The 12,690-nt window shown below is 57.5% G+C and carries 13 protein-coding genes; 5 read left to right on the forward strand and 8 right to left on the reverse strand.

Annotated features, from left to right (window positions below):
* The first annotated feature begins 4 nt into the window (after positions 1–4).
* Positions 5–1,126 (forward strand): NAD(P)-dependent alcohol dehydrogenase, encoded by a 1,122-nt coding sequence (locus tag RHM56_RS14075; RefSeq protein WP_322233065.1) that lies wholly within the window; start codon positions 5–7, stop codon positions 1,124–1,126.
* A 65-nt stretch (positions 1,127–1,191) separates the two neighbouring features.
* On the opposite strand, the gene RHM56_RS14080 is transcribed toward RHM56_RS14075, so the two are convergent.
* The 5 genes from RHM56_RS14080 to RHM56_RS14100 are packed head-to-tail and all read right to left on the reverse strand — an operon-like array spanning position 1,192 to position 6,771.
* Positions 1,192–1,965, reverse strand: coding sequence for an enoyl-CoA hydratase (locus RHM56_RS14080; RefSeq protein ID WP_322233067.1), 774 nt, complete (start codon positions 1,963–1,965; stop codon positions 1,192–1,194).
* A gap of 16 nt (positions 1,966–1,981) precedes the next feature.
* Positions 1,982–3,109, reverse strand: a complete 1,128-nt coding sequence (locus RHM56_RS14085) for an acyl-CoA dehydrogenase (protein WP_322233069.1) — start codon at positions 3,107–3,109, stop codon at positions 1,982–1,984.
* A gap of 8 nt (positions 3,110–3,117) precedes the next feature.
* Positions 3,118–4,311 (reverse strand): acetyl-CoA C-acyltransferase, encoded by a 1,194-nt coding sequence (locus RHM56_RS14090; RefSeq protein ID WP_322233071.1) that lies wholly within the window; start codon positions 4,309–4,311, stop codon positions 3,118–3,120.
* A gap of 10 nt (positions 4,312–4,321) precedes the next feature.
* Positions 4,322–5,083, reverse strand: a complete 762-nt coding sequence (locus RHM56_RS14095) for an SDR family NAD(P)-dependent oxidoreductase (RefSeq protein WP_322233073.1) — start codon at positions 5,081–5,083, stop codon at positions 4,322–4,324.
* A gap of 23 nt (positions 5,084–5,106) precedes the next feature.
* A complete protein-coding gene (locus RHM56_RS14100) occupies positions 5,107–6,771 on the reverse strand; it encodes an AMP-binding protein (protein ID WP_322233075.1) in 1,665 nt (554 codons plus the stop codon).
* A gap of 751 nt (positions 6,772–7,522) precedes the next feature.
* Here RHM56_RS14100 and RHM56_RS14105 point away from each other — a divergent pair.
* Positions 7,523–7,852 (forward strand): hypothetical protein, encoded by a 330-nt coding sequence (locus RHM56_RS14105; RefSeq protein WP_322233077.1) that lies wholly within the window; start codon positions 7,523–7,525, stop codon positions 7,850–7,852.
* A 70-nt stretch (positions 7,853–7,922) separates the two neighbouring features.
* On the opposite strand, the gene RHM56_RS14110 is transcribed toward RHM56_RS14105, so the two are convergent.
* The 3 genes from RHM56_RS14110 to RHM56_RS14120 form a co-directional block, all read right to left on the reverse strand.
* The gene (locus tag RHM56_RS14110) at positions 7,923–8,867 is read right to left on the reverse strand and encodes an electron transfer flavoprotein subunit alpha/FixB family protein (RefSeq protein ID WP_322233079.1); all 945 of its coding nucleotides are present in this window, start codon (positions 8,865–8,867) and stop codon (positions 7,923–7,925) included.
* Between the two features lie 2 nt (positions 8,868–8,869).
* Complete coding sequence (locus RHM56_RS14115; protein ID WP_322233081.1) at positions 8,870–9,619, reverse strand: electron transfer flavoprotein subunit beta/FixA family protein; 750 nt, start codon at positions 9,617–9,619, stop codon at positions 8,870–8,872.
* Positions 9,620–9,714: 95 nt separating this feature from the next.
* Positions 9,715–10,419 carry a YoaK family protein gene (locus tag RHM56_RS14120; RefSeq protein WP_322233083.1) on the reverse strand — a complete coding sequence of 235 codons (705 nt, stop codon included), beginning with the start codon at positions 10,417–10,419 and terminating at the stop codon, positions 9,715–9,717.
* Between the two features lie 236 nt (positions 10,420–10,655).
* Between RHM56_RS14120 and RHM56_RS14125 the strand changes: the two genes are divergently transcribed.
* The 3 genes from RHM56_RS14125 (at position 10,656) to RHM56_RS14135 (ending at position 12,620) form a co-directional block, all read left to right on the forward strand.
* Positions 10,656–11,330: a histidine phosphatase family protein gene (locus tag RHM56_RS14125; RefSeq protein WP_322233085.1), complete on the forward strand. Its 675-nt coding sequence runs from the start codon at positions 10,656–10,658 to the stop codon at positions 11,328–11,330.
* Positions 11,331–11,440: 110 nt separating this feature from the next.
* Positions 11,441–11,665, forward strand: a complete 225-nt coding sequence (locus tag RHM56_RS14130) for a YgdI/YgdR family lipoprotein (RefSeq protein ID WP_322233087.1) — start codon at positions 11,441–11,443, stop codon at positions 11,663–11,665.
* A 226-nt stretch (positions 11,666–11,891) separates the two neighbouring features.
* Positions 11,892–12,620, forward strand: coding sequence for a carbonic anhydrase (locus RHM56_RS14135; protein WP_322233089.1), 729 nt, complete (start codon positions 11,892–11,894; stop codon positions 12,618–12,620).
* Positions 12,621–12,690 lie beyond the last annotated feature (70 nt).

Genomic DNA, 12,690 nt, shown 5'->3' on the forward strand with positions numbered 1-12,690 from the left:
AACAATGACTACCGCTCTCTATCGTCCCATCACAGCTGCTGTCACCCGAGGCAAAGGCGCACCGTTTACCCTGGAGTCGGCCCGTCTTCGCGAGCCCATAGGCGACGAAGTGCTGGTCCGAATCGTCGCGACAGGCATGTGCCATACCGACATGGTCGTGCGGGACCAGCTGTACCCGGTGCCGCTGCCTGCGGTGCTGGGCCATGAAGGTGCGGGCATCGTCGAAGCGGTTGGCCCGTTGGTCAAGCGCCTCGCGGTGGGCGACCATGTGGTGATGAGTTACGGCTCCTGCGGCCAGTGCGCCTCGTGTGCCGGTGGCCACAGCGCTTATTGCACTGAGTTCTTCGGGCGTAACTTCAGCGGCGCCGACCCGCAAGGCAACAGCGCCCTTGAAGACGACCACGGCAGCCGCCTGAGCGCGCACTTCTTTGCGCAATCCTCGTTTGCCACCCTGGCCCTGGGCCGCGAAAACAATGTGGTCAAGGTCAGCAAGGACGCGCCACTGGAACTGCTCGGGCCGTTGGGGTGCGGCATCCAGACCGGCGCCGGGGCGGTCATCAACTCATTGCGCGTTAAACCGGGCAGCAGTTTCTGTGCCTTTGGCGGCGGCGCGGTGGGTTTGAGTGCGGTACTGGCGGCACGGGTAGCAGGCGCAACCACCATCATCGCGGTGGATGTGGTGCCGTCGCGGCTGGCATTGGCCTTGGAGCTGGGGGCCACGCATGTGGTCAACAGCCTGGAAGTGGACCCGGTAGACACCATACGCGCGATAACCGGCGGGGGCGTCAACTTTGCCCTGGAATCCACCGGGCGCCCGCAAGTGCTGCGCCAGGCCGTGGATGCGCTGGGCAGCCGCGGCGTGCTGGGCGTGGTCGGCGCTCCAGCGTTAGGCACCACGGCGCAGTTTGACGTGAACGACTTGTTGCTGGGCGGCAAAACCATCCTGGGCATCGTCGAGGGCGACAGCAACCCGCATCAGTTCATTCCTGAGCTGATCACCCTGTACCTGCAAGGGCGTTTCCCGTTCGACAAACTGGTCAAGTTCTACAGCTTTGAAGACATTAACCAGGCCGCTGAAGACAGCGAAAAAGGCCTGACCCTCAAGCCGATCATCCGTATCGGCTAACCGCCGCCCCTTGCGAGCCCCCTCTCCCTCCTGATGCCAGTTGGGATGAGGGCGCTTTACCCCGATCAATTATTCTTGAACTGCGCCTCACGCTTGCCCACAAAGGCCGCCATGCCTTCTTTCTGATCATGGGTCGCAAACAGCGAGTGAAACACTCGACGCTCAAAGCGCACGCCTTCTGACAAGCTGACTTCAAACGCGCGGTTCACGCTTTCTTTGGTCAGCATCAGCACCGGCAAGGATTTTTTGGCAATGGTTGCTGCCACTTTCAGCGCTTCTTCCAGCAACTCATCCACTGGAATCACACGCGCAACCAGTCCCGAACGCTCAGCCTCGACGGCATCCATCAAGCGCCCGCTCAAGCACATTTCCATGGCCTTGGCCTTGCCCACGGCACGGGTCAGGCGCTGGGTGCCGCCCATACCCGGCAGCACGCCCAGATTGATTTCAGGCTGGCCGAATTTAGCGTTGTCACCGGCCAGAATAAAGTCACACATCATCGCCAACTCACAGCCGCCGCCCAAGGCAAAACCGGCAACCGCAGCAATAATCGGTTTGCGTCGGGTCGATACCCGATCGCTGTCCGAAAACAGGTCTTCCAGGTAAATCTGCGGGTAGGTCAGCTCCGCCATTTCCTTGATATCAGCCCCGGCAGCAAAGGCCTTTTTCGAGCCCGTGATGACGATACAGCCAATCGAGTTATCGGACTCCAGGGCGTCCAGCGCGTGATTCACTTCGCTCACCAACTGCGCATTCAAGGCATTCAGCGCCTGCGGCCGGTTCAGTGTAATCAGGCCCACTTGCCCATGAATGTCCAACAAAATGGTTTCGTAGCTCATCGATAACGTCCTCAATTCAAAGATTGCGCGAAATGACCATGCGCTGAATATCGCTGGTGCCTTCATAGATCTGACACACCCGCACATCGCGATAGATTCGCTCCAGCGGGAAGTCGCTCAAATAGCCATAACCGCCCAGGGTTTGCAACGCTTTGGAACAAACCCGCTCGGCCATTTCCGAGGCAAACAGCTTGGCCTGTGAGGCCTCGACCAACGCCGACTGCCCGCTGTCACGCAACGCCGCGGCGTATTGGACCATTTGCCGGGCCACGGCGATTTCAGTCGACATGTCCGCCAAACGAAACGCCACCGCCTGATGTTCAACCAGCGGCTGACCGAAGGTCACGCGCTCACGCGCGTAATCACGAGCCGCCTCAAACGCAGCGCGGGCCATGCCCACCGCTTGTGAAGCAATACCAATGCGCCCGCCTTCCAGGTTGCTCAGGGCGATTTTGTAGCCTTGCCCTTCTTCACCCAAGCGATTGGCCACGGGCACTTTAAGATCGTGGAACAGAATCTGGCAGGTGTCCGAGGCGTGTTGCCCCAGCTTGTCCTCCACTCGAGCCACGCTGTAGCCCGGCGAATCGGTGGGCACAATAAACGCCGTAATCCCTCGCTTTCCTGCTGCCGGATCGGTCACCGCAAACACAATCACCACCCCGGCGTTTTGCCCAGAGGTGATGAACTGTTTGCACCCATTGAGCACGTAATAGTCGCCTTCGCGTCGAGCACGGGTTTTCAGGTCGCTGGCGTCAGAACCGGCTTGCGGCTCAGTCAAGGCAAACGCGCCCAACATCGCGCCGCTGGCCAACGGCGTCAAAAACGCGCGCTTTTGCTCATCGCTGCCGTACTTGAGAATCGGCACGCAGCCCACCGAGTTGTGCACGCTCATGATCGTGGAGCAGGCACCGTCACCAGCGGCGATTTCTTCCAGGGCCATCGCGTACGCTTGATAACCCGTGTCGCAACCGCCCCACTCTTCCGGCACCAACATGCCAAAAAAGCCCAGTTCGGCCATCTCGCTGATGGCCTCGCGCGGAAAGCGATGCTGCTTGTCCCACTCAGCCGCAAAGGGCTTTAAACGCTCTTGCGCAAACTGACGGGCCGCTTCACGGATTTGTAGTTGTTCGGATGTGGGAAGCATAAAAATCCTTAATACAGACATTCCACGGCAATCGCCGTGGCTTCACCGCCGCCAATGCAGATGGCTGCAACACCGTGTTTGAGGTTGTGCTGGCGCAGGGCTGACAACAGGGTGACCAGAATCCGCGCGCCCGAAGCACCAATCGGGTGACCTAACGCACAAGCCCCGCCGTAGACATTGACCTTGTCATGCGCAATATCCAGCTCGCTCATGGTCACCAGTGTCACCACGGAGAACGCTTCGTTGATCTCAAACAAATCAACCTCAGCCAGGTCCCAGCCGGTCTTGCTCATCAACCGTTTGATCGCCCCGATTGGCGCAGTCGGGAACAACCCCGGCTCATCGGCAAACGCCGCATGCCCGTGGATCACCGCCAACGGTTTAAGCCCGCGTTTGTACGCCTCGGAACGACGCATCAACACCAGTGCCGCCGCGCCATCCGAAATCGAACTGGAGTTGGCTGCGGTCACGGTCCCGCCGTCACGGAAGGCCGGTTTCAGGGTCGGTATTTTTGCCAGATTGGCTTTGGGTGGCTGCTCGTCATCACTGATCAAACGCTGTTCTTTGCCGACGGTGATCTGCACCGGTACGATCTCGGCGCTGAAACTGCCGGCCTTGATCGCCTGTTGTGCACGGGTCAGCGAGGCCACAGCAAATCCATCCTGCGCTTCGCGGGTAAAGCCGTGAGCCTGCGCGCAATCTTCGGCGAAGGTGCCCATCAAGCGCCCACTGTCGTAAGCGTCCTCCAGGCCATCAAGGAACATGTGATCCAGCACCCGGCCATGGCCCATCCGGTAGCCGCTTCGCGCCCGGTCGAGTAAGTACGGCGCGTTGGACATGCTCTCCATGCCGCCCGCCACCATCACATCAACGCTGCCAGCGAGCAGTTGATCGTGGGCCAGAATCGTTGCTTGCATCCCCGAGCCGCACATTTTGTTCAGCGTGGTGCAACGCGTGCCCTTGTCCAGCCCGGCACCTAAAGCCGCTTGACGCGCCGGGGCCTGGCCAAGCCCGGCAGACAACACGCAACCAAACAGCACTTCATCCACACCGTTCGCCGCAATACCGGCTCGCTCAACGGCAGCGCTAATGGCTGCAGCCCCCAACTGCGGGGCCGTCAGGCCTTTGAAATCGCCCTGAAAACCGCCCATGGGCGTGCGTGCAGCGCTGACGATAACAACCGGATCATTAGCAATGGTCATGTCACACCTCTTATTTCGCGGCCATGCGCAAGGCGCCGTCGAGACGGATCACCTCACCATTGAGCATGCTGTTTTCGATGATGTGCCGCACCAGCGAAGCGTACTCGGCAGGTTTGCCCAAGCGCGCTGGAAACGGCACCCCGGCAGCCAGTGAATCGCGCACTTCAGGGGTCATGCCAGCCATCATCGGTGTTTCAAAAATGCCGGGGGCGATGGTCATCACCCGAATCCCGAAGCGCGCCAGTTCACGTGCAGCGGGCAAGGTCAGGCTAGCAATCGCGCCTTTGGAGGCTGCATACGCGGCTTGCCCTATCTGACCATCGAAGGCGGCTACCGACGCCGTGTTGATGATCACCCCGCGTTCGCCGTCAGCATCGGCAGCGCTTTCGGCAATCGCCGCTGAGGCCAGGCGCAGCATGTTGAAGCTGCCAATCAGGTTGACGTTGATCACCTGGCTGAAGCTCTCCAGCGCATGTGGCCCGTTTTTGCCGAGGATCTTTTCACCGCGTACGATCCCCGCGCAATTGACCAAACCATTGACGGTGCCGAACGCCGCGACGGTGGCATCCACTGCGGCCTGCGCGGCATCCGCCTGACTGATGTCAGCCACCGCACTCTTGGCCCCCAATTTGGCCGCTTGTGCCGCGACGGCATCTGCGTTCAGGTCAACCAGCATCACTTTGGCGCCCGCCTTTACCAGCATCTCAGCCGTGGCGGCGCCCAAACCTGATGCACCACCGGTGACGATAAAAACCTTGTTTTCGATTTGCATGAGCATTCCTGGCTAATAAAAGATCAGGCTGTAACCTTGGCGTTTTGAGCCAGTTCAGCCTTGGCGATTTCTTGGTTGCGCAAAATAAAGCGCTGCAACTTGCCGCTTGGGGTCTTCGGCAACTCGCTGACAAATTCGATTTCACGAGGGTAGGCATGCGCGGCGAGTCGCTGGCGCACATGCAAGCGCAAGGTTTCGGCCAATTGCGCATCGCCCAGGTACTGCGGGCTCAGCACCACAAACGCTTTAACCACCTCTGTACGCTCTGGGCAAGGCTTGCCCACCACTGCCGCTTCAACCACTGCTGGGTGTTCAATCAGTGCGCTTTCGACATCGAAAGGGCCGACCCGGTAGCCCGACGTCGTGATCACGTCATCGCTGCGGCCGACAAAACTGATGCTGCCGTCCGGGTTCAACTCCACGGTGTCGCCGCTCAAGTAGTAATTACCAACAAATGCCTTGGTCTTAAAGCCCTCATAACCGCCAAACCAGCACATGGGTGATTGACTGCGGTCGACCGCTAAAATCCCCGGCTGCCCCACCGGCAGTTCTTGATGGTGATCATCCAGCACGACAATGCGATGCCCTGGCGAAGCAAAGCCTGCGGCCCCCATATGCACGGGGTGGTCTAAACCGTGGTGGTTGCATAGCACCATGCCGACTTCGGTTTGCCCGTAGTGATCGTGAATGGTGACGTCGAGTTCATCAGCGAACCAGCGAATCACTTCGGGATTGAGCGGTTCACCCGCACTGCTGACGGCCCGCAACTGACCTTTGATTTTGCTGGAAAAGGCCTCCCCGGCCGCAATCAACATGCGATAGGCCGTCGGAGAGCCCGTGAGATTGGTAATGCCGTACTTTTTGATCACCCGGCAGGTGCTTTCAACTGTGAACGGGCCATCGTATAGCGTGATCGGATGGCCCATCGACAACGGTCCGGTAATCCCGAAATAAATCCCGTAAGCCCAGCCCGGATCGGCCAAGTTCCAGAAGGAATCCTCAGGGCGCAAATCCACTGCATCGCGGGTGTAACTCTGGAACGCGACAATCGCCTTGAGCGGCACCAGCAGCGGTTTGGCCGGCCCCGTGGTGCCCGACGTAAACATCATCAGAAACGGGTCTTCACCGCTCAACATCACGGGTTCACAGACCGCCGGGTAATTGTCCAGTTCTGCCCAAAAACTGAAATCGCCGCGCACCAGGCCCTGGCCTTTAGCGCCCGCCACTGTGACGATGGCCGGGCAGTCATTGACCTCATTGAGTTTGGGGCGATTCACTGCATCGGTGACCACTAACGCAGCACCCGAAGCATTGAGGCGATGCTCGATGGCTTTAGGGCCGAATGCAGTGAATAAAGGTTGGTAGATAGCACCAATACGCCAAGTGGCAAACACGACGACCAGCAACTCGACAGTACGCGGTAGCAAACCCGCTACCTTGTCGCCTGGCTTTACCCCTTGAGCCAGCAAGAAATTGGCAAAGCGTGCGGCATGGTCCTGCAACTGAGTGAAGGTGTACGCCGCACTGCTGGCGTCGCGCCCCTCCCAAAACAACGCAATATGCCCCGGCAAAGCATGCCGGTCGCAACACTCAACACAGGCATTGAGTGCTGCCAAATGGCCGTTCAGTGCACTGCCTACCGTCCGTTGGTAGTCAAAGTCATTCATTGCTGCCTGATAGTCGCGCATCAGCAGAATCCCTCGGTCTTTATTGTTAGGAGTGGGAACCGTGAACAGTCCTGCTGATAATCGCCTTGCGAGGGCTCTGCAACAATGGTCAAACCGCTCAAGCTGGTTGACTGTTTTAGCCAATGACCGAGGCCTGATCTGGCGCGCCCGTAGAACCTGCGGGAGCCTGGCTTGCCAGCGATGCAGGCGACGCGTTTTTTACTGTTAGACCGCGCAGATGCAATCGCTGGCAAGCCAGGCTCCCACGGCCTGCGGCAGCCGTTGCAGCGTCTTGCCGAGGATGACCGGCATGCTGAAAACCGACCCATCAGTCACATATGTAGTGCTTAAAAATAAACACTACATATTTGTTGACGACACGATTTTCCCAACGCATTATGCAGACGTCTTCCCCACCGGAAGCGCTGGAAAGGGTTGTTGCAAGCATGCTCGACGAGCTGTCGAGCTGTTCCGGGATAGGTACTGCCCACAAGGCAGAATTGATGAAGCGGACCTGGCTTGATCGTCCACGCAAAGGGCGCAAGGAGCTGGCGAAACGTCTTCAAGAGGCTTGTGGTTGATGTGTCATGTCACCCAAGCATCCTGGTTCACGTTGCCTCCCTCGCTTTACGCAGTATGTTGTAGTGTTTTATTTCACTACTACATATGAAGGACTCAAGACCGGATCTTCTTTAGATGGACACTACGTAGCGCTGCATAAGCAGTTGCGCGAATCAATTAGACAGATCAACGAGTGGTCAAGGAGTTAGCTATGAACCTGAATAATCAACCGACTGTTAACGAGCTGGCTCGACTGTTCGCTGCCCAGAAAGACTCGCTGAACGACCACATCCTGTGGATCAGTGAGGCCGGTGATGTACGCATTGAACCGGTGGTTGCTTGCAAGGAAGAGACCCAATTCGAGAAAGAGCGCCCACAAATGCGAGCTCATCTCAAGATGTACCGTCGTGGCCAAGGCTACGTGGGCAAGAAGGCCGCCGCCGATAAAGACTTCATGGCGCGAGTGCTACAAACACTGACCCTGACATGGGAAAAGGCGCAAACCGAGCCGTCCCTGGTCAAAGTTAACAGCTACAGCTGATAACCCCCCGCCCGATATGAAAGCCCTGGATGACCTCCGGGGCTTTTTTATCACGTCTGTCCCGTCCTCATCAGACCGCCCTTTCCAGCTCAGGCACCGCCTCAAACAGATCCGCCACCAAGCCATAATCAGCCACTTGAAAGATGGGCGCTTCTTCATCCTTGTTGATTGCGACGATCACTTTCGAATCTTTCATGCCAGCCAGGTGCTGGATCGCGCCTGAGATACCGACTGCGATGTACAGCTGTGGCGCAACGATTTTGCCAGTCTGGCCAACTTGCATGTCGTTCGGCACAAAGCCCGCGTCGACCGCTGCGCGCGATGCACCCACCCCGGCGCCCAGCTTGTCAGCCAGTGCGTACAGATATTTGAAGTTCTCACCGTTCTGCATCCCGCGACCGCCAGACACGACGATTTTGGCCGCAGTCAGTTCAGGGCGATCCAGCTTGGCCAGCGCTTCGCTGACGAACGACGAAGTGCCTGCATCGTGAACCGCTGCGACCGCTTCAATCGAAGCCGCCCCGCCAACAGCTGAAACCGGGTCGAAACCGGTGGCACGCACGGTTATCACTTTGACCGGCGCACTCGACTGCACGGTCGCAATGGCGTTGCCAGCGTAGATCGGGCGGGTGAAGGTGTCAGCGCTGACGACCGAGATGATTTCGGAAATCTGATCAACGTCCAGTTGGGCAGCAACGCGCGGCAGGATGTTTTTGCCGTTGGAGGTCGCGGCAGCCAGGACATGGCTGTAGCCTTTACCCCCCGCTTCTTGACCAAGAGCAGCGACCAGCGGAGCAACGTTTTCTGGCAGTTGATGCGCGTAAGCGGCGTTGTCGGCCACTAGGACTTTAGCCACACCAGCGATTTTTGCGGCAGCGTCTGCGACACCATCAAGGCCCTGACCCGCAACCAGCAGGTGCACATCGCCACCGATTTTGGCAGCAGCGGCCAGCGTGTTCAGGGTTGCCGACGCAATGGCGGCACCGTCATGTTCTGCAATTACGAGGACTGTCATGCTCAGATCACCTTCGCTTCATTTTTCAGTTTCTCGACCAATTCAGCCACCGACTTGACCTTGATCCCCGCGCTGCGAGCAGCCGGTGCTTCAACTTTCAAGGTTTTATTAGTCGAAGCCGTCGATACGCCCAGCGCGTCTGGCGTCAGTACTTCAAGCGGTTTCTTCTTGGCTTTCATGATGTTTGGCAAAGACGCATAACGCGGCTCGTTCAAACGCAGGTCGGTGGTGATGATCGCCGGTAGGTTCAGCGAAACAGTTTGCGCACCACTGTCGATTTCACGGGTCACCACCACTTTCTCACCGCTGACTTCAATGTTCGAAGCAAAAGTACCCTGCGCATAACCGCTCAATGCCGCCAGCATTTGCCCGGTCTGGTTGTTGTCGCTGTCGATGGCCTGTTTGCCCAGGATCATCAACTGAGGCTGCTCCCTGTCAACCACAGCCTTGAGCAGCTTGGCCACGGCCAGCGCAGTCAGATCTTCAGCGGATTCGACGAGAATGGCGCGATCGGCCCCCAACGCCAGCGCGGTGCGCAGTTGCTCTTGAGCGGTGCTCGGGCCGACGCAGACCACGACAATTTCAGTCGCAATTCCCTTCTCTTTCAGGCGCACAGCCTCTTCCACGGCGATTTCGCAGAAGGGGTTCATCGACATTTTGACGTTGGCCAGATCAACGCCGGAGTGGTCGGCTTTGACCCGCACTTTGACGTTGTAATCGACCACACGTTTGATACAAGCCAGCACCTTCATTGCGTCTCCCTCGATGGGTATGGATGCGCCAGCTTAACGCGCGGGTCAGCGCGCACGTATCGACCATATGGGTTAGATCGGGCAACAAATGAGGGTTATCGCGGCATGTAATCACGTTGCCAGCGGCGCGGGATTTTCAGCGAAATCAGCCCCAACACTGCCGCAAGCCCGGCGCTAAAAAGCATCGCCTTGACCCCGAACCGGGCCTCCAGCATCGCCCCCAATACCGCGCCGATCAGCATGCCCGCCCAAGGTACCAACTGCACGCGCCAGCCAGTACGCCGCTCGCCCAGCAGCCAGCGCCCCACGCCACGACCAAAGCGCGACAGAGCTCCGGTGACATAGGTCAGCCCAACCGGCAGGCCGTTCACCTGCTCCACAGCCGCATTTAACATGCCCATCGCCAGCACTGCCGCCAACAGCGCGGGCACCTGCGACTCAAACGGCAGCAGCGCCGAGGTACACAACAATGCCGCGATGATCAGCATCAGCGGCAAGGCCCGCCGACCACCCAAGCGTGCAAGCAAAATACCCAGCGCGTTACCGGCAATAAATGCCATTACCGCTCCCCCTAGGCGCGCAATCACCCGTAGATCGCCCTCGCCGATGGCCACTGCCAGACGCGTGGTATTACCACTCATGAATGAAACGAAATCACCCGTGGCTAAAAAACCAATGGCGTCGGTCATGCCAGCCAATACCGACAAACTCGCTACCAGCCCCAATCCCACACGACCGCGCCAGGCGCGCACGCGCACGTACAACAGATTATTCGACTTTGAAAATGGCACTGGGAGCATCGGGTTAAGTCCTTGTAAAGAGGTGCAGGCTTAAATATAGGCAGGAAAGAGCGATAAACACCCGTTACTACGTGTGAAAATTCCGCATTAATCATAGGTATAAGCGAACCAACTTCAAAAAAGGCGTCTAATAAACACCTTCTCAAGGAAGAGACGCACAAAACTGCGCTGACAAGGACAAACACTCACGAGTGATCAGGCAAATCAGCCTTAATGGCTTTATACAGAAGAACCCCATGACCTTGCCCGGCTGGATAAAACCTCAATTCAAACCCTACGCGCTGGCAGTTATCCCGCTGTTATTGATCACGGCTGCCGCAACGCTGACCACCCATGTGGAGTCCGCGTTTGCCCAGCCGGTGGACGGCGTGCAAACGCTGGTCTTTATGCGCCACGCCGAAAAACCGGCCAACGGCCTTGGGCAACTCAACTGCCAGGGGCTTAACCGCGCAATCGATTTGGCAACTTTGCTGCCACAACGCTATGGCAATGCTGACTATATATTTGCCGCCGACCCGTCACGCCAAGTAGAAGAAGGCGCGAACGATGACGCCTACAACTATGTACGACCGCTGATGACTATTAACCCGAGTGCGATCAAGCTGGGGTTGCCGATCAACCTGGAATTCTCGGCCAATGACACTCGCGAACTGGCCAATGAATTGACCCGTGACAAGTATCACAACGCGACTGTTTATACCGCGTGGTCACACGGTTATTTGCCTGAGTTGATCAACAGGGTCGCAGGCAAGGCCCTTGGCAAAAAAACCACGCTGACTGAAGACTGGTCAGGCAATGATTTTGATTCCCTGTATGTCTTGACCTTGACCTGGAAGGACGGCGAAGCCACGTTGAACAGCCGCGTCGACCAGCAAGGTCTGAACAATGGCACCCACATCTGTCCAACGTGACACATCCCCTTCAACACCAAACGTATAGTTGGTATAAAGCGCGGCAGTAAGCAGCCCATTGGCACACTCAGCGCAATCACCCCTTAATTTGCACCGTTCAAGGTACGTGTATGAAGATCAACATTATCGGTTTGCCTCTGGTCATGGTGGCGGTTTTGGCACTGGCTGGCTGTGCAACCCCCACCGTCGTGACATTGCAAAACGGCACGCAGTACCTCACCAAGGACCTGCCAACCACTAAAAATGCTAGCGGCTTTTACGAGTTCGTGGACATTGCCGGCAAGCACATCAAGGTCAAGGCTGACGATGTAGCGACTATCAAGTCTGATAATTAATACAGCCCCGGCTTCAACCCGAATCGACTGCAGGCTCGCACCTACAAGAAATCTGCCTGCCTCTGTAGTTCCCAGCCTACGAAAACACGAGAAACGCCTAAAAACACTGTGCGAGAGCGGTTTGTTAAGTTTTATTTAAGTTTCGCTCGATAGGGTAAGCACTGCTTCACCCTGTCGCGCGGGCTAAAACAGCCTGCTCTCTTGCTCCACACAGAGGTTCAAAAAAATGAGAAACCAGAATAATCAGCCGTTGGCTGCAGCCACTGCCCAATGCGAGACGGAGCACTCCCATGCAGCGCTGCAGCAAATAGTCGAAGGATTTCTACATTTTCATCATGAGATTTTTCCCCAGCAGAAAGATCTGTTCAAAAAGCTGGCCACGGCTCAGCGCCCAAAGGCCATGTTCATTACGTGCGCCGACTCACGCATCGTTCCCGAATTAATCACCCAAAGCGCTCCCGGCGATCTATTTGTAACCCGCAACGTTGGCAACGTCGTGCCGCCTTACGGCGAGATGAACGGCGGGGTTTCCACGGCCATTGAATACGCCAACATGGCGCTTGGCGTGCAGCACATCATCGTGTGCGGGCACTCCGATTGCGGCGCAATGCGCGCGGTGCTCAACCCCGCCAGCCTGGATAGAATGCCCACGGTCAAAGCCTGGCTACGCCACGCCGAGGTCGCCAAAACCATGGTTCAAGAGAACTGTGACTGTGCCAACGAAGCAGAAGGCATGCACATTTTGACCGAGGAAAATGTGATCGCGCAGTTGCAGCACCTGCGCACTCATCCCTCGGTAGCTTCGCGTATCGCTAACGGCCAACTGTTTATCCACGGCTGGATCTACAACATCGAAACCAGCCAAATCAAAGCCTACGATGCAGAGCAAGGGCAATTTTTGCCCTTGGACAATCTGCTGACTATCCCTTGCGCGACGCCTAAAGCGCGCTTCTAAACCTATCTACGCGGCTAACGCTGTGGCTGCCCAATGGGTAGCCAGAGTTTGCTACGCCTAAAAAATCTCT

The sequence above is a fragment of the Pseudomonas sp. CCC3.1 genome, assembly GCF_034347405.1.
Taxonomy (GTDB): Bacteria; Pseudomonadota; Gammaproteobacteria; order Pseudomonadales; family Pseudomonadaceae; genus Aquipseudomonas.

What these genes read in the sequence shown, in the direction of transcription:
- RHM56_RS14105 (WP_322233077.1), top strand. Translation starts at nt 7,523, where the DNA reads ATGAACCTGAATAATCAACCGACTGTTAACGAGCTGGCTCGACTGTTC.
- RHM56_RS14100 (WP_322233075.1), bottom strand. Translation starts at nt 6,771, where the DNA reads ATGCGCGACTATCAGGCAGCAATGAATGACTTTGACTACCAACGGACG.
- RHM56_RS14115 (WP_322233081.1), bottom strand. Translation starts at nt 9,619, where the DNA reads ATGAAGGTGCTGGCTTGTATCAAACGTGTGGTCGATTACAACGTCAAA.
- RHM56_RS14110 (WP_322233079.1), bottom strand. Translation starts at nt 8,867, where the DNA reads ATGACAGTCCTCGTAATTGCAGAACATGACGGTGCCGCCATTGCGTCG.
- RHM56_RS14120 (WP_322233083.1), bottom strand. Translation starts at nt 10,419, where the DNA reads ATGCTCCCAGTGCCATTTTCAAAGTCGAATAATCTGTTGTACGTGCGC.
- RHM56_RS14075 (WP_322233065.1), top strand. Translation starts at nt 5, where the DNA reads ATGACTACCGCTCTCTATCGTCCCATCACAGCTGCTGTCACCCGAGGC.
- RHM56_RS14080 (WP_322233067.1), bottom strand. Translation starts at nt 1,965, where the DNA reads ATGAGCTACGAAACCATTTTGTTGGACATTCATGGGCAAGTGGGCCTG.
- RHM56_RS14095 (WP_322233073.1), bottom strand. Translation starts at nt 5,083, where the DNA reads ATGCAAATCGAAAACAAGGTTTTTATCGTCACCGGTGGTGCATCAGGT.
- RHM56_RS14135 (WP_322233089.1), top strand. Translation starts at nt 11,892, where the DNA reads ATGAGAAACCAGAATAATCAGCCGTTGGCTGCAGCCACTGCCCAATGC.
- RHM56_RS14085 (WP_322233069.1), bottom strand. Translation starts at nt 3,109, where the DNA reads ATGCTTCCCACATCCGAACAACTACAAATCCGTGAAGCGGCCCGTCAG.
- RHM56_RS14130 (WP_322233087.1), top strand. Translation starts at nt 11,441, where the DNA reads ATGAAGATCAACATTATCGGTTTGCCTCTGGTCATGGTGGCGGTTTTG.
- RHM56_RS14125 (WP_322233085.1), top strand. Translation starts at nt 10,656, where the DNA reads ATGACCTTGCCCGGCTGGATAAAACCTCAATTCAAACCCTACGCGCTG.
- RHM56_RS14090 (WP_322233071.1), bottom strand. Translation starts at nt 4,311, where the DNA reads ATGACCATTGCTAATGATCCGGTTGTTATCGTCAGCGCTGCACGCACG.